Here is a 16,241-nt window from a genome sequence, read left to right as displayed (position 1 = left end):
TGAATAAGAAAACCGTTTGAGCGAGGAGACCAAACAGCGATTAGATTGCACCACCGTATGACTCAAGTCTCCCGCCCCAGCTACAGCAGAAGCCGTGCCAACTACGACTCGATACGCTCAAAATCACCCAAACGCCTGTGTTTACAGCCCTTCGCCCACCGCCACCCTCAGCCTGCCACATCCTCCCCGGATGACACAGGCGTTTTCTGTCGCCCCCCCCTGTGACAAAAGCCTGCCGATGTCACACCCTGCTGTGACAAATCCGCACTGAAGCCAGCAAAACGCGCGCGAAGCGCCATTCTTCACGGCCGGAAGATCGATCGCCTGTCTGCGCATTCCTTGAGCGGGTGTGGATAGATCGCGCTTGCAGCATAGACTCTTATTGCCTATATTTTTTCTCCATGAAACTGACCCTGCAAACCCAGCTACTGCCCACACCCGAACAAATCGAAGCCTTGGAAGCGACACTGCGCGCCTTCAATGCCGCCGCCGACTGGCTCGCCGGAGAAGCCTTCGCACGGCGCACCGCCAACAAGATCGCGCTCCAGAAACTCTACTATGCCGACCTGCGCTCACGCTTCGGCCTCTCCGCGCAAATGGCCGTGCGCTGCATCGCCCAAGTCTGCGAAGCCTACAAACGCGACAAATCCATCCGCCCCCAGTTCCAACCCTTCGCCGCCATGCCCTTCGATCAGCGGCTGATGAGCTTCAAGGGACCGGACCGCGTCTCACTGCTCACACTCTCCGGGCGGATCATCCTGCCCTTCATCATGGGCCAATACCAACAGACCCGGTTCAAGGCCGCCAAGGGACAGAGCGATCTGGTACGCCGCCAGGACGGGCGCTGGTTTTTGCTCGTCACCGTCGACCTGCCGGACGGCACGCCGCTGCCGAGTACCGACTTCATCGGAGTCGACCTAGGCGTGACGAACCTAGCCACCGATAGCGACGGCGAGCGTCACAGCGGCGCCGAGGTCGAAGCCTGCCGCCGGCACTACCACGACCAGCGCCGCTCGCTGCAACAGGCCGCCGCCCGGCGGCAACGTCGGGGACGCCGTCCCAAAAACATCCGGCGCAAACTCAAGTCCTTTGCCGGCCGCGAGGCGCGGTTTCGCAAGGACGTCAACCACCACCTGTCCAAAACGCTCGTGGCGAAGGCCAAAGACACCGAACGCGGAATCGCCCTGGAAAACCTCAAGGGCATTCGCGACCGGACCCGGTTTCGCAAGCCGCAACGAGCCAAGATGGGCGGCTGGGCCTTCTTCCAGCTACGCCAGTTCATCACCTACAAGGCAAAGCTCGCCGGCGTCGATGTCGTGATCGTCGATCCGCGCCACACCAGCCGGACCTGTCCGGTCTGCGGCAGTGTGGAGAAGGCCAATCGCCCATCGCAATCGGAATTCCGCTGCGTGGCCTGTGGGCACACCGACCATGCAGACGTGAATGCGGCCCGGAACATCCGTTCCAGGGCCAAGGCGCTCGTCAATGCTGCCTAAAGTCTCGGAACCGTCGCGAAGACCACAGCTGTCGCGACTCAGTACAGGGACAAGCTCCAGCCCTTCAGGCTGGAGTCATTGACACCCCCCTGTGACCTTGCCATCCCATCACCTTACATTGCAGCCCACCCATGCACCTGATCAGCCTCAACACCGCCGCTGCCCTCACCGGACTGACCAAGCGCACCCTCTGGCGCTACATCGACAGCGGACGCCTCACCGTCGCCAACCCCAACGAGCCGGGCGAAAAAGCCCACGTCCACCTGGATGAGATCCTAGCCCTGTCAGGACTCACCATCGACCCCGAATACCACCCCACCATCGTCGACGCCGACCGCGGCGACCCCATCGCCCAATGCGACCTCGGCATCCTCCTCCTCATGAATCAACGCCCCGCCGACGCCATCCCCTGGTTCCAACGCGCCGCCAACGCCTTCTACCCCGACGCCATGTGCTGGCTCGCACGCGCCTACCTCAGCGGCGAAGGCATCGAAATCAACCTGGAAACCGGCGTCCAGTGGATCGACACCGCCGCCCGCAAAGGCCACCCACTCGGACAAGCCATGCACCAATTCCTGCACAGCTTTGCCGGACAGGAACTCCTGCACGCCCAGAACCACACCGCCCTCAATAAAGCACTCGACGACGTCGAACGCCAAATACTCCTGAACACCTTGAACGCCACAGCCGACACTCCGTGAGCACCCGCATTGCTCGCCGCAACCGCCACCTGCCGCTCGCGCGCGTTCGGTGTGACTTCGCGCGCCTTATTCGCCTGATCGGCACACCGGCCCGCCCCCCCAAGCGCCGGCTTGATCTTCCATGAAATGCTGGTGACGCTGTTTCTCTTCATCACCGCGCCGGTGAGCGCGCATCTGCTGTCCAAGGCGGCGCTGCATCTGCGTGTCGAGTCGCTCTCAAAGCCGCCGCCACGAGATGGGCGCCAATCCGGCACACTTTCAGGATCACGACCGTCCGGTCGAGCAGGTCTCCTGGGAGGACGCACAAGCCTTCGTGCAGGCACTCAGGAGTCTGGTCGGATACGTGGTGGTGCGCTGGCGACGGGTCTATCTGACGGCGGGCGAGACACGCTGTCATCTGACCAGGCGATCGGCCCTGGAACGGGTTCGCTCCCGTTCGCGTCACTATGACCTTTGGCGTGAGCACTTCTATGCCGTGTTCCCGGATCCGGCGGGACTGAAGGGTGGGCGCGTCGAGTCGGCGAACGCGAGCCGTCGAGCATCGGAAACCGAAAAGGCGGTTGACAGGGGGGCAATACCGTATAAAATGAGAATTGTTATCAAATAGACCCGCCAGCCATTCCAGACCGGATCGCCACGCCGGGTGTTTCCTCAACCGCTCATCTCGGGAGAAACACGCCATGTCCGCTCTGACGCACCACCTGGAACTCGACGACCTCACGCACCTGGAGGCCGCGCACCTGCGCCAACGCCTCGCCGATCTCATCCATCAGTATGTGCGCGAGCGCTCGGTCGCGCTGGCCGAGACGATCCTGTGCCATATCGAGGCGTTATGTCTGCATCCCAGCGATTGTCGGGATGCAGAGCATCTGTGCGCCTACCGTCGGCTGGCCTGTCACTGGCGTTGCCTCGCCGAGGTGCAGCGTCTGCGCGAGCAACAGGGAGATCAGGGTTGGCGGCCTTGAGCGGATGGATCAGTTTAACGCGACCCGCTCACCAGCGCCGCGCTGCCTCCGCGTCCGTCTCACGCGCCTTGACCCAGCGCTCGCCGGTCGCGGTGAGTTCCTTCTTCCAGAAGGGCGCGCGCGTCTTGAGCGCGTCGATGAGGAATTCACAGGCGCGGAAGGCCTCGCCCCGATGCCGGCTGACGACGCCGACGAAGACGATGGGATCGAGCGGTTCCAGTGTCCCGACGCGATGTACGAGGCGGATGCCCTCCAGCGCCCAACGTTCACCGGCCTCTGCGACGAGCGCACCGAGCGCCTTCTCCGTCATGCCCGGATAGTGCTCCAGGGTCATTCGCGAGACACCCATTCCGTCGTTGAGATCGCGCATCAGTCCGACGAAGGTGACGAGCGCACCGATGCTCGGATTGTTCCGACACAGCGCCTCCTGCTCAGCGCGGATGTCGAAGGGTTCGGTCTGGATCCGGATGGCGTTCATACGAGGTCAGGGTCGATGCTTGCTTGAAGGAACGAAATTTCAGACCGTCTCTTCGGGAACGGTCGGATCGAAATGGCGAGGCGGGATCACAGAGACATCCGCCGCGAGCAACCGCTCGACCTCCTGGACCGGCATGGGCCGGTGGAAGAGAAAGCCCTGGTAGAACTGACACCCCTCCCGGCGCAGGAAGGCGAGCTGGCCCGGCGTTTCCACACCTTCGGCCAGCGTCTTGAGTCCGAGTCCGCGCGCCAGTGACAGGATCGCGGTACAGATGGCCGCGTCCTCGGCATTGACATCGCACTCGGCGACGAAGGCTCGATCGATCTTCAGCGTATCGACCGGGAAACGCTTCAGATAGCTCATCGAAGAATAGCCGGTGCCGAAATCGTCGAGGGCGATCTCCAGGCCGAGTCGTTTGAGCCGGCGCAGTGTCGCGATACAGACATCCGTATCATGTGCCAGTACGGTCTCGGTGATTTCCAGTTCCACCGCGTTCACCGCCGTCCGTTCTTCACTCAGTATGCGCTCGACCGTCTCGGCGAAGCCCAGGCGCAGAAACTGGCGTCCGGAGACGTTGACGGCGATCCGTGGCGGCCGGAGTCCGTGTTCGCACCAGACGCGATGCTGCCGGCACGCCGTTCGCAGCACCCATTCGCCGACGAGGTCGATCAGGCCCAGCTCTTCCAAAATGGGTACGAAGACCGCCGGCGAAACCATCCCCTTGCCCGGATGCCGCCATCGCAACAGCGCTTCGAGTCCGACGAGCCGGTCGGAATCCACTTCCACCTGCGGCTGATAGAACAGCTCCAGCTCGCCGCGCTCGAGCGCATCGCGCAGATCGTTCTCGAACTCCAGTCGCTCGGAGATCTCCGAGGCCAGCACGGGATCGAAGAGCTGACACTGTCCGCGGCCGTTGCTCTTGGCGCGGTAGAGCGCCAGATCGGCATTGCGGATCAACAGGTCGGCACTGGTTCCACCCTCCGGATAGAGCGCGGCGCCGATGCTGGTCGCTGCGCGGACCGAGCGTCCCGCGAGCTGGTGCGGCTCGGCCAGTCGCGCGATGATGTCGGCGGCCTTGTGCATGACCGCGTCGCGATCCTGGACACCCAACAGCGCGACGACGAACTCGTCGCCGCCCCAGCGCGCCACCAGATCCTCCTCGCGCAACACGGAGCGCAAGCGCTCGGCCACGGTACGCAGGAGCTGGTCTCCGGCCGCGTGTCCCAGGGTGTCGTTGATGCTCTTGAAGCGATCCAGATCCAGGAACAGCACGGCGATCCGGGCCGGCTCCGGGCCCATCAGATGAACGCTCAGGTTCTGGCGGAAGAACTGCCGGTTCGACAGACCAGTCAAGCCGTCATAGTGCGCCAGTTGATGCAGACGGCGCTGCACCTCGCGCTGGCGGGTGACATCGCGCGCATGGAAGTTGAACTCGGGATGCGCCCCGCTCTTGACCCGCGCGATCGTCAGCTCGGCCGGAAAGGTCTCGCCGCTGATGCGCTTGAGAATGGTATGGGAGCGCTGATTGACCACGAAGCGGCCTTCGGTGACGAACCCCTGGGCGAGCGCCTCGTCGTAGGCCGGACGTGCTTCGTCCGGGATGAGGATGTCGGCGAGGGGACGCCCCAGCACGGAGCGACGCGAACAGCCCAGGGTCCGGGCCGCCGCCGGGTTGATCTCGATCAGGCGGCCTTCGTGATCGATGGTGAGGATGCAGTCGAGCACAGCGTCGAGGATGGCGCTCTTGCGGGTCTCGCTCGCCGTCAGATCGCGCAGGATGGCCTCGCGCTTGCGGATCTCCTCGCTGACCCGCTGCAGGACATGATTGTATTGGCGGGCGATCTGCCCGACTTCCGTATGCGGTTCGGCGAAGACGCGCTGCGAGAAGTCGCCATGCCGCCGCTGGGTGTCCATTTCCGTCAGCAGATCCAGGATCTCGGTGCTGGCCCCATGCTCGGCCACGTTGAGACCGAGCCGCTCGGACTCCGAGTCGACCCGCAGCCGATAGACGCGGTCCAGGATCCAGAGCGCCGCCAGGCTGATCCCGAAGGCATAGGCGCCCACGGCCAGGATGCCCAGGGTCTGGATCTCGAGCTGCGCCAGACGCCCGCCGGTCAGCTCGAAGTCGGTCACGGGGGCGAAGAGGGCCACCGCCAGGGTGCCCCAGATGCCGGCGAAGAGATGGGCCGGAATGGCGCCCACGGCATCGTCGATGCGCAGGCGTTCCAGGGCCGCCGTGCCGAGCGAGACTACCAGTCCGGCCACGGCTCCGATCAGAGCGGCAAAGGCCGGCTCCTGCAGGTGACAGGAGGCCGTGATGCCGACCAGTCCGCCGATGATGCCGTTGAGTGGCTCGGTCACGATCAACTGGCGGCGAACCGCGTAACTGTAACCCATGGCCGTGAGCCCGCCGGCGCAGCCTGCGAGAAAGGTATTGAGCAGGATCATGGGCACCTGGGCATCGAAGGCCAGGGTACTGCCGCCGTTGAAGCCGAACCAGCCCAGCCAGAGCAGCATGACGCCGAGCGTCGTCAGCGGCAGGTTGCCGCCCCGCATGGCCCTGCCTGCACTGTCGAAGCGGCCATGGCGCGGACCGAGCCGCAGCACGGCGGCCAGCGACACCCAGCCGCCCACCGAATGGACCACGGTGGAGCCGGCGAAGTCGATGAATCCCAGGTGCGCCAGCCAGCCGTCCCGCGCCTCGTGCGGCAGACCGCCCCAGGCCCAATGACCGGTCACGGGATAGATGAGGATCACCATGACCAGAGCCATGATCGCATAGGCCAGGAAACGCATCCGCTCGGCCACCGCCCCCGAGACGATGGTGGCCGAGGTGCTGCAGAACATCGCCTGGAAGACGAAGAAGCTCAGCATCCAGGGCGATTGTCCGGTTCCGAAGAAGAAGCCGTCGGTGCCGATCCAACCGCCCCAGGTCTCGCCGAACATGAGCGCATAGCCGAGCATCCAGAAGGCGAAACCGGCGAGACAGAGATCCAGGATGTTCTTGATCGCGACATTGATGCTGTTCTTGGCGCGGACCAGCCCGGTTTCCAGACAGAGAAACCCGGCCTGCATCAGGAACACCAGGCAGGCGCAGACGAGGAGCCAGAGGATGTCGAGGGTGGCAGTCATGGAGGGGCGCGTACAGGGCCGATGATCTGTCCGAAAGGATACAGATTCCGGCCCCATCCCTTCATGCAAAATCGACACGCCACGGATGCGATCCGTTCGACCGGGCGTCTCAGGCATCTATCCGGCAGGACGGGATTCATTCTTCCAATGCCGTCCATGGCATGGCCGTCAACCGATCGGCGCCACACCCATCATGGCGCGATGCAGCCAGAACATGAACAGCAGATAGAGCCCCAGCCCGCCGACGATGGCGATGGCGTCATTGATCGGACCGGGAGGCGCGCCCTGAACCGGCGGCGCCGTGCGGTGCTTGAGCGAGATCCGGTCCGCGATCGCCCAGGCGAGGAAGGAACCGAACAGCAGCACATCCGCCAGCATCCCGTTGGCGAGCAGATGGGCGAAGGCCCAGATCTTGACCGCCAGCAGCATCGGATGCTTGACGGTGCTCTGGATGCGCCCCGGCAGATAGGCGGCGAACAGCAGCGGAAACACCGGCAACATCAGCAGCAGATTGATGTGCCTGAGCCAGGTCGGCGGCTCGTAGAGCACGACCGGCGACAGTCGGGCCTGACCATAGCCCTGGAGGATCAGCACGAAGCCGATCAGCGAGATCAGACCATAGACGGCCTGCCAGGGCACTAGTCCGAAGCGTTCGACGACCGTGGCGCGCAGGTTGGGTTTGACGATCGAGATGGAGTGCATCCCGAGAAAGAGCACGAGCCCGAGGATGAGTACAGCCATTGGATGGTTCCCTGTGGAAACGAAGACCTGGATTGGATTGTAGGTGCCCGGACGGCCGTTTCAACGTGGACGGGTGATCGAGACCAGATGCGCGCTGCCGGCGGCCAGCCGGCTCCAGTCGTCCGGCATCTCCAGACGCGCGACCGTGGCCGTGGGCAGGAGCTTGCCGTCGGCGGGCCGCTCGACCTCTTCGCCGACCAGATGCAGCACCAGTTCTTCCAGTCCCGGATTGTGCCCGACCAGCAGCACGGTCGCAGCCTCGCCGGGACAGCGGGCGAGCACATCGAGTAGCGTGGGGACAGCAGCCTCATAGATTTTGGCGTCCCAGACGATGCGCTTCTTCTTGAAATCCAGACGCTTGCAGACCTTGGTCGCGGTCTGGCGCGCGCGCTCGGCCGGCGAGCTGACCACGTGGTCCGGCACCAGCCCTTCGCGATAGAGCCAGGAGCCGACCTTGGGCGCGTCGTTCTTGCCGCGCTTGGCCAGTGGGCGCTCGAAATCGCTCGCCGCGCCCGAGTCCCAGTCCGATTTGGCGTGACGCAGTAACAACAACTCACGTGGCATGTGAAAAAAGGGATCGGTGTAACTCAAGGGATGTATGAAAACCGCCGGGTCTCGCATCATCGTCAGAACGCGAGATTGGAAATCACTCGATTGGAACACGGTTTTAACACATCCGTAATTTTGGCGTCACCTCAAGCGGTCTCGGCGAGCAGGCGTTCGATCATGGATTGGGACTGCTGGAGATAGCCGCCGCCGAAGAGGTTGAGATGATTGAGCACGTGATAGAGGTTGTAGAGAACCCGTCGCACGGCATAAGCGGGATCGAGCGGCCAGGCTTCGCGATAGGCGGCCTGGAAGCGCGCGTCGAAGCCGCCGAAGAGTTCGGTCATGGCCAGATCGGCCTCGCGGTCGCCATGATAGACGGCCGGATCGAAGATGACCGGCTCGCCTTCGGGTGTGGCGCCGATGTTGCCGCCCCAGAGATCGCCATGCAGGAGCGATGGGGGCGGCGCATGGCCGATGAGGGCGTCGAGTCTGGACAGCAGTCGCTCGCCGTCGGACTGAATGCGACCGCGATGACCGTTGGCGGCGGCGAGCGCGAGCTGCGGGCCGAGTCGACGTTCACGCCAGAAGGCGACCCAGTCAGGGTGGGGCGCGTTGAGCTGTGGGGTGGAGCCGATGGTGTTGTCGCGATGCCAGCCGAAGCGCTCGGCGGTGACGCGGTGCAGCGCGGCCAGCTGGTGTCCGGCGCGCTCGCCGTCGAGCTGTCCGCCCAGATCCAGCCGCTCCATCACCAGAAAGCTCTCGTCGCCGGCAAGGCCGACACAGACCGGCTCTGGCACCCGGATGGCCCGCGCGGCGGCGAGTGCCGCCAGTCCCTCGGACTCGGCCTCGAACATGTCGAGCCGTTCGGGTGCGTTGAGCTTGACGAAGAAGGCGCGTCCCCCGTCTTCGACGACGGCGGCGCGGTTGATACAGCCGCCGCCGACCGGACGCTGGCGTCGGACCTGGAAGGACTCGCCCGTGGCCGCGCCGATGTGCTCGGCAATCAGATCCCAGCGCGTCATGCGGCGCTTCCGCGCCCGAGACGCCGATGCAGGGGACTGGAACGCGGGAAGTGTGCGCGCAGAAAATGCATCTGGTCGGCCAGGACGTGGCGTCCCATCAGATAGACATATTCGGCATGGGTCGGGGTGAAGGGGACGGCGAGCAGTTCCATCCCCGCATCCTCGGGCGTGCGCCCGGCCTTGTGGTTGTTGCAGCGCACGCAGGCGGTGACGACGTTGCTCCAGACGTCCTGCCCGCCCCGGCTGGTGGGGCGCACATGGTCGCGCGAGAGCTGGCGTGCCGGGAAGCGCTGACCGCAGTAGAGACACATATGGTCGTCGCGCTGGAAGAGCGTGCGGTTGGAGAGCGGGGGTGAATAACCGTCGCGCGGCTGGTCGAGTGCGTGATGCAGACCATGGGTGGCGATGATCGAGTGGATCCGAAGCTGGCTCTGGCGGCCCGTGCCGGCGTTGATGCCGCCATGCAGCAGGAAGAGCGGATCGCCGCAGGAATAGGCGACCAAGCCAAGGACATGGAGTCGTGCGGCGTCGCGATAGTCGACCCACTCCAGCGGCATGCCCGCCAGATCCGTTCGCAGTACCTGTTGAGTCAGTGAAGACATAGTGGCTGGATACGGCTCGGAATGTTCGAGTCATCATACACGCTCGCTTCGGTCGCGCAACCGTGTTTCACTGCATGGTTTTCATCCTGTTGGGTGGCCGACGCCTGTCCGGTCGCTCCCATGACACCCTGGCCACGACAACCCCGAAACAGACGGTTCCACGCCCATCGTGAACGCTCCACAGCCAGACACCGCCGCTGAAGCCGTCTTGCGTATCGCAGTCGAGGCGCCGCTGGCCGACACCTTCGACTATCTGCCGCCGATCGATCCGCCGCTCGCTCGGCTGCGTCCGGGGATGCGCCTGCTGGTTCCGTTCGGGCGCGGCTCCCGGGTCGGAATCCTGATGGCGGTCGTCGATCGGAGCACGCATCCGGTCGACAAGCTCAGGCGGGTCGAGCGCGTGCTGGACCCCGAGCCGCTGCTCGACGAGCCGGATCTGAAACTGCTGGCCTGGGCGGCAGCCTACTATCAGCAACCGATCGGCGAGGCGCTGTTTGCGGCGATCCCGGCGCGTCTGCGTGATCCCGAGCCGCTGCCGCTGGAGACGACGCCCGGACTCCAGGCGACCGAATCCGGCCGGACGCTGGATCTGGAGATGCTCAGCCGTGCACCCAAGCAACGCGCGCTCCTCGACGCTCTGCGTTCCGAACCTGAAGGACTGACGCTCGGTGAACTGGCGGCACGACTCGGCGACAGCAAGGGCGCGATCTGCGCGCTCCGCTCCAAAGGATGGGTCGCCGACATCCAACTCGCACGCACCACTGATCAGGCTGCGGAGAAACCGCCGCTCACCGGCCCTGAACTCCATGCCGAGCAGGAGGTGGCTGTCGAGGCCGTTCGAGCTGTTTTCGGCGCCTTTGGCGCCTTTCTGCTCGACGGCGTGACCGGCAGCGGCAAGACCGAGGTGTACATTCGCCTGATCGAGTCCGTCATCGCCCAGGGTCGGCAGGCTCTGGTGGTGGTTCCCGAGATCGGCCTGACGCCCCAGTTGCGCGAACGCTTCCGCACCCGGCTGCCCGGCCCCATCGCCGTGCTGCATTCGGCGCTCAAGGCCAGCGAGCGCGAGCGCAACTGGCTGCGCGCGGCGCGCGGCGAAGCCAATCTCATCCTCGGCACGCGCTCGGCCGTACTGGCGCCGATTCCGCGTCTGGGACTGATCGTGGTCGACGAGGAGCACGACGACTCGCTCAAGCAGCAGGACGGACTGCGCTACTCGGGACGCGATCTGGCGGTGCGCCGCGCCCAGCTCGCCGGCTGTCCGGTGGTGCTGGGTTCAGCCACGCCCTCGCTGGAGACCCTGCGCAACGCCCAACTCGGACGCTACCGCTGGCTGCGTCTGACCGAGCGCGCCGGCGGGGCGCGACCGCCGACGATCTCGATCCTCGACATCCGCAATCAGCCATTGCGCGCCGGACTTTCACCCGTGCTGCGCGAGCACATGCAGGCCGAACTGACGGCGGGCAATCAAATCCTGCTCTTTCTCAACCGGCGCGGCTATGCGCCCGTGCTCACCTGTCACGCCTGCGGCTGGGTCGGCGAGTGTCCGCACTGCGACGCGCGTCTGACACTGCATCTGAGCGAGCGGCGGCTGTGGTGCCATCACTGCGGCTGGTCCTGTCTCCAGCCGGGCCAGTGTCCCAAGTGCCGGAGCCTGGAGCTGCGGATGCTCGGACGCGGCACCGAGCGGCTGGAAGAGGAACTGGTCGAACTCTTCCCCGAGACGCGGATCGCCCGGCTCGATCGCGACAGCACGCGCCGCCGGGGCGAACTCGGGCGCGTGCTGGACGCCGTTCACAGCGGCGAGACCCAGATCCTGCTCGGCACCCAGATGCTGGCCAAGGGACACGATTTTCCGGGCGTGACCCTGGTCGGCATCCTGGAACTCGACCAGTCGCTCTATGCCAGTGATTTCCGTGCCGCCGAGCGCACCGCCCAGCTCATCGTGCAGGTGGCCGGACGCGCCGGACGCGCCGAGCGTCCGGGACGGGTAGTGCTCCAGACTCGTCATCCCGAGCATCCGTTGCTGCAATCGCTGCTGCGCGAGGGCTATTCAGGCTTCGCGGAGGCGGCGCTGCGCGAGCGCGCCGAGGCCGAGCTGCCGCCCTACAGTCATCTGGCGCTCGCACGGGCCGAAGCGCCCGATCCCGAGGACGCGCTGGCCTTTCTGCGTCAGGTGCGCGAACTCGGCGAACGGCTCGATGACGACTCGGGCGCGATCCTGCTGCTGGGGCCGATCCCGGCGCCGATGGAACGCCGCGCCGGACGCCATCGCGCGCAACTCCTGATCCAGTGTGCCGAGCGTCCGCGTCTGCAACGCTTCCTCACCCGCTGGGTGAACGACGTCCGCACCCTGCCCAGACGCAAGGGGTTGCGCTGGTCGCTCGACGTCGATCCGCGCGATCTGCTGTAAACCATTTGCGACGCCGATTCAGGTATGCTTAGCGCTTCGGATCGGACCCAAGGGAGAATCGTTGCTGGACGTCGCCGCGACGCTTCGCATCAGCCCATCCGTTGCTTCCCCGGTCCAGCCGCCGATCATGTCATTCACTCCAGCAGATCGCTTTGCCCGACGCACCGGCTCGTGGCCGACAACCGGCCTCAGGCGTCCCCGTCCCGGCGCGAAGCGGTCGAGCCTTTATTCGCAATGAAGCCAGACATCAAAGCCATCCTGTCCGCCGCACTCGACACCCTGACCGCCGCGGGCCGGCTCACACTCACCGAGCGTCCCGAGATTCAGGTCGAACGCACCAAGGACAGCACACACGGCGATTTCGCCTCCAACCTGGCCATGCTGCTGGCCAAGCCCGCGCGTGCCAAGCCGCGTGATCTGGCCCAGCAACTGGTCGACGCCCTGCCGGCCTCGCCGCTGGTGGCGCGGGTGGAGATCGCCGGTCCCGGATTCATCAACTTCTTCCTCGCCGAGGATGCCTATCGCACCCTGGTGCCGCGCATCCTCAACGCCGGTCCCGACTATGGCCGTAGCCATATCGGCGCCGGTCAGCGGGTGCAGGTCGAGTTCGTCTCAGCCAATCCGACCGGCCCCCTGCATGTCGGACACGGCCGCGGAGCCGCCTATGGCGCCGTGGTCGCCGATCTGCTCGAAGCGGTCGGCTTCGACGTGCACCGCGAGTACTACGTCAACGACGCCGGACGCCAGATGGACATCCTGGGCACCTCGGTCTGGCTGCGCTATCTGGAGCTGTGCGGCGAGCAACTGCGGTTCCCGAGCAACGGCTACAAGGGCGACTATGTGTGGGACATCGCCGCGACACTGCACCGCGAGCACGGCGATGCCTACCGGGTCGAGGCCGAGCAGGTGTTCGCGGGGCTTCCCGCCGACGCCCCGGTCGAGGGCGAGCCGCAGGATCAGCCGGGCGACAAGGAGGCCCACATCGACGGTCTGATCGCGGCGGCCAAGCGGCTCTTGGGCGACAACCGCTATCGCTATGTCTTCGAGCTGGGTCTGAACACCATCCTAGACGACATCCGCGAGGATCTGGCCCAGTTCGGCGTGACCTATCAGGAGTGGTACTCGGAGCGCTCACTGACCGAGAGCGGCGCGGTCAATCGCGCCATCGAGCGGTTGCGCGAGTCCGGTCACGTCTACGAGCAGAACGGCGCACTCTGGTTCCGCTCGACCGCCTTCGGCGACGAGAAGGATCGGGTGGTGGTGCGCGAGAACGGCCAGAGCACCTATTTCGCCTCCGACATCGCCTATCACATGGACAAGCTCGAACGCGGCTTCGACCGGGTGATCGACATCTGGGGCGCCGACCATCACGGCTACATCCCGCGCGTCAAGGCCGCGCTCCAGGCGCTCGGGGACGACGCCGACAAGCTCGACGTGCTGCTGGTGCAGTTCGCCATCCTCTATCGCGGCGGCGAGAAGGCGCAGATGTCGACCCGCTCCGGCGAGTTCGTCACCCTGCGCGAGCTGCGCCAGGAAGTCGGACGCGACGCGGCGCGCTTCTTCTATGTCATGCGCCGCTGTGAGCAGCACATGGACTTCGACCTGGATCTGGCCAAGTCCGAGTCCTCCGACAACCCGGTCTACTATGTGCAGTACGCCCATGCGCGCATCTGTGCCGTGCTGCGTCAGGCGGCCGAACGCGGACTGACGGTCGAGCCGAGCGCGGGCACGCACAACCTGGAACGCCTCACCGAGGCCCACGAGCAGGCGCTGCTGCGCACCCTCGGCCGCTATCCAGAGACCGTCGAGCAGGCCGCGCTCAAGGCCGAGCCGCACCAGATCACGCACTATCTGCGCGAGCTGGCCAATGATCTGCACACCTACTACAACGCCCATCCCTTCCTGGTCGATGACGCCGATCTGCGCGACGCCCGGATCAAGCTGATCCTGGCCACGCGCCAGGTGCTGCGCAACGGGCTGGGGCTGATCGGCGTTTCGGCGCCGGAGACCATGTGAGATGGCCAAGGACTATTATCGCGGCAAGCCCGCGCCGCCCTCCCCGCCCTCGACGCCACCCATCCGGCGCAAGCCCAGCCGTTCCTGTATCGGCTGGATGGTCGGCGGCGTGGCGCTGGGTGTGGTCGGCTCCAACGTCCTAGCGCCCAGGGGTGAATCGCCTGAGGACACGCTTGGTGCGACGCTGGCCGGTCAATCCGTGCCCAAGCCGACCTTCACCTACGAGAAGATCCTGAGCGAGACCGAGGTCGAAATCGGCAAGGGACCACCTTTACCTCCACCGGCGCCGCGACCACAGCCACAGGCGCAACCGCCGCAGGTCGACATCGAGGCCGTGTCCGAACCGGCTCCGGCGCCCGAGCCATCGGCGCCGTCCCAGCTCCCGCCGCCGGCTGAGCCGACCAGTGGAACCTATGTGGTGCAGGTCGCCTCCTTCAGCCGTCCGGCGGACGCCGAGCGGCTCAGTGAGCGACTCGCTCAACTCGGTCTGTCGACCAGCATCCAGACCGCCACCCTGCCGAACGGCAAGACGGCCTATCGGGTGCGAACCGGCGGCTATGCCAACCGCTCGGAGGCCGAGCAGGTGCGTGCCCTGCTCAAGCGCCATGGTCAGGACGGCATGACGATCCCGATCAAGTGAGGTTCGAGCGCCGCGCCAGACGATAGGCCAGCCAGCCGACTCCGACGGTCGCGGCGCCGACGGCGACCACCAGCGGGCGCTCCTGGATGGCGTGCAGCACCATCCAGCCCATGAGCGTCAGAAAACCCAGGGTCGTGAAGGGATGGCCCCAGGTCCGATAGGGTCGGATCAGATCCGGCTCGCGCGCCCGCAGCACGAAGACGCCCGCGACCGTGAGTCCCGCGAACACCGAGAGCGTGAAGCCGGCATAGCTGATCAGGGCCTCGAAACTCGCTGTTACCAGCATCAGGATCGCCAGCGCGGACTGGAGCCAGATCGCGAGCAGCGGTCCGCCCCCATCGACACGGCGCGCGAGCCAGGCCATGGCCCGATAGTCGCGCCCCATGGCTTCATAGATACGCGGTCCGGTCATGACCAGGGCTCCCACGGTCGAGACCAGACCCAGGGCGATCAGCCCGCTCAGCAGACGCCCACCCGACTCGCCGAAGACATGGCTGGCGGCCACATGGCCGACCCGCTCGTTGGCCGCCGCCAGTTCCTCGGGCGGTGCGGCGCCCAGGAAGACCGCGTTCACGCCCAGATAGAGCAGCGTGACCGTCAGCGCCCCCACCACCAGCGCGATCGGCAGCCGGCGCCCCGGATCGCGCACCTCGCCGGCGACATAGGCGGCCGCGTTCCAGCCGGTGTAGGCATAGGAGATATAGATCAGGCCGACGGCGAAGGCCGGCGACAGCACGGCCTCCAGCATGGGCGGGCCATCCTGCCCGGCGAGCCGTTCGGGCAGGATGGCGAACAGGCCGCCCAGGATGAACAGCAGGATCAGCAGCAGCTTGAGCCATGTGAACAGATCCTGGACGCGACTGCCGGCCGAGAGCCGGACCGAGTGCAGGATCGAGGCGCCGACCACCAGTACCAGTCCGGAGGCGAGCGGCGGAAGGCGATCGGAGCCGAGCGCCAGATTGAGATATTCGCCGAACGCGATCGCGCTCGCGGCGATCGGCGCGGCAAAGCCCACCACCAGCGACACGAATCCGGCGATGAAGCCCAGCGCCGGATGATAGATGCGCCCGAGCAGCCGATATTCCCCGCCATTGTGCGGCAGGGCCGCGACCAGCTCGGCATAGGCCAGCGAGCCGCAGGCCGCCGCCAGCCCGCCGAGCAGCCAGGCCATCAGCACCGCCGGCTGCGACCCCAGATCACGCAGCAGAAAGCCCGTGGTCGTGAACACCCCGGTGCCGATCATGGTGGCGATCACGAGCAGGATCGCGGTTTGCAGTCCGACATGCTGGCTGGGATCGTTTGACATGGGAGGCGCGTCGACGATGGATGGATTCAGGGGGCGACGATTTGAACCGTAAAGGTACGCACGATGCAAAGGATTTCACCAACGCGCTCGGTGCTCGGTTCACCAAGTCTGCGCAATCCATTGGCTTCGGGTTATGCTTCAGTTTCTCATTCAACGCCGTGACCGATCGCTCCGAGCCGTACC

At 65.6% G+C, this 16,241-nt stretch carries 14 protein-coding genes and 1 pseudogene; 8 read left to right on the top strand and 7 right to left on the bottom strand.

Features of this window, described 5'->3' with window-relative positions; translation table 11 throughout:
* Positions 1–401: 401 nt before the first annotated feature.
* The 5 genes and pseudogenes from HW932_RS09080 to HW932_RS09060 all read left to right on the top strand — a co-directional run bounded on the left by HW932_RS09080 (position 402) and on the right by HW932_RS09060 (position 3,162).
* Positions 402–1,496, top strand: a complete 1,095-nt coding sequence (locus HW932_RS09080; protein ID WP_176976172.1) for an RNA-guided endonuclease InsQ/TnpB family protein — start codon at positions 402–404, stop codon at positions 1,494–1,496.
* Between the two features lie 131 nt (positions 1,497–1,627).
* Entirely contained in the window at positions 1,628–2,197 is a 570-nt protein-coding gene (locus tag HW932_RS09075; RefSeq protein ID WP_176976171.1) for an SEL1-like repeat protein, read from the top strand.
* A 126-nt stretch (positions 2,198–2,323) separates the two neighbouring features.
* Positions 2,324–2,380, top strand: a pseudogene (locus HW932_RS22175) (Na+/H+ antiporter subunit G); the annotation flags it as partial.
* A 19-nt stretch (positions 2,381–2,399) separates the two neighbouring features.
* On the top strand, positions 2,400–2,804 hold the full coding sequence (locus HW932_RS09065) for a hypothetical protein (protein WP_176976170.1): 405 nt from the start codon (positions 2,400–2,402) through the stop codon (positions 2,802–2,804).
* Positions 2,805–2,877: 73 nt separating this feature from the next.
* Positions 2,878–3,162 carry an ATP dependent RNA helicase gene (locus HW932_RS09060; RefSeq protein WP_176976169.1) on the top strand — a complete coding sequence of 95 codons (285 nt, stop codon included), beginning with the start codon at positions 2,878–2,880 and terminating at the stop codon, positions 3,160–3,162.
* A 28-nt stretch (positions 3,163–3,190) separates the two neighbouring features.
* Here HW932_RS09060 and moaE read toward each other — a convergent pair whose 3' ends face one another.
* The 6 genes from moaE to HW932_RS09030 form a co-directional block, all read right to left on the bottom strand.
* Positions 3,191–3,640, bottom strand: coding sequence for a molybdopterin synthase catalytic subunit MoaE (gene moaE / locus HW932_RS09055; protein ID WP_176976168.1), 450 nt, complete (start codon positions 3,638–3,640; stop codon positions 3,191–3,193).
* A 39-nt stretch (positions 3,641–3,679) separates the two neighbouring features.
* Positions 3,680–6,772, bottom strand: a complete 3,093-nt coding sequence (amt, locus tag HW932_RS09050; protein WP_176976167.1) for an ammonium transporter — start codon at positions 6,770–6,772, stop codon at positions 3,680–3,682.
* Between the two features lie 168 nt (positions 6,773–6,940).
* Positions 6,941–7,513 (bottom strand): NnrU family protein, encoded by a 573-nt coding sequence (locus tag HW932_RS09045; RefSeq protein ID WP_176976166.1) that lies wholly within the window; start codon positions 7,511–7,513, stop codon positions 6,941–6,943.
* A 60-nt stretch (positions 7,514–7,573) separates the two neighbouring features.
* A complete protein-coding gene (locus HW932_RS09040; RefSeq protein WP_176976165.1) occupies positions 7,574–8,077 on the bottom strand; it encodes a SixA phosphatase family protein in 504 nt (167 codons plus the stop codon).
* Positions 8,078–8,208: 131 nt separating this feature from the next.
* Complete coding sequence (locus HW932_RS09035; protein WP_176976164.1) at positions 8,209–9,084, bottom strand: fructosamine kinase family protein; 876 nt, start codon at positions 9,082–9,084, stop codon at positions 8,209–8,211.
* Positions 9,081–9,686, bottom strand: a complete 606-nt coding sequence (locus HW932_RS09030; protein ID WP_176976163.1) for an HNH endonuclease — start codon at positions 9,684–9,686, stop codon at positions 9,081–9,083. The genes HW932_RS09035 and HW932_RS09030 overlap by 4 nt, the downstream gene beginning before the upstream one ends.
* A gap of 169 nt (positions 9,687–9,855) precedes the next feature.
* On the opposite strand from HW932_RS09030, the gene HW932_RS09025 reads away from it, so the two are divergent.
* The 3 genes from HW932_RS09025 to HW932_RS09015 all read left to right on the top strand — a co-directional run bounded on the left by HW932_RS09025 (position 9,856) and on the right by HW932_RS09015 (position 14,752).
* The gene (locus HW932_RS09025; protein WP_343047101.1) at positions 9,856–12,096 is read left to right on the top strand and encodes a primosomal protein N'; all 2,241 of its coding nucleotides are present in this window, start codon (positions 9,856–9,858) and stop codon (positions 12,094–12,096) included.
* A gap of 234 nt (positions 12,097–12,330) precedes the next feature.
* Complete coding sequence (argS, locus tag HW932_RS09020; RefSeq protein ID WP_176976162.1) at positions 12,331–14,112, top strand: arginine--tRNA ligase; 1,782 nt, start codon at positions 12,331–12,333, stop codon at positions 14,110–14,112.
* Between the two features lies 1 nt (position 14,113).
* Positions 14,114–14,752 carry an SPOR domain-containing protein gene (locus HW932_RS09015; RefSeq protein ID WP_176976161.1) on the top strand — a complete coding sequence of 213 codons (639 nt, stop codon included), beginning with the start codon at positions 14,114–14,116 and terminating at the stop codon, positions 14,750–14,752.
* Here the strand turns inward: HW932_RS09015 and HW932_RS09010 are convergent.
* A complete protein-coding gene (locus tag HW932_RS09010; protein WP_176976160.1) occupies positions 14,745–16,058 on the bottom strand; it encodes an APC family permease in 1,314 nt (437 codons plus the stop codon). The two genes, HW932_RS09015 and HW932_RS09010, sit on opposite strands and share 8 nt — an antisense overlap.
* Positions 16,059–16,241 lie beyond the last annotated feature (183 nt).

The organism is Allochromatium humboldtianum, from assembly GCF_013385175.1.
In the GTDB taxonomy this organism is placed as follows: domain Bacteria; phylum Pseudomonadota; class Gammaproteobacteria; order Chromatiales; family Chromatiaceae; genus Thermochromatium; species Thermochromatium humboldtianum.
Note: the sequence above shows the minus strand (reverse complement) of the source record. Positions and strands in the feature narration are given on the sequence as shown.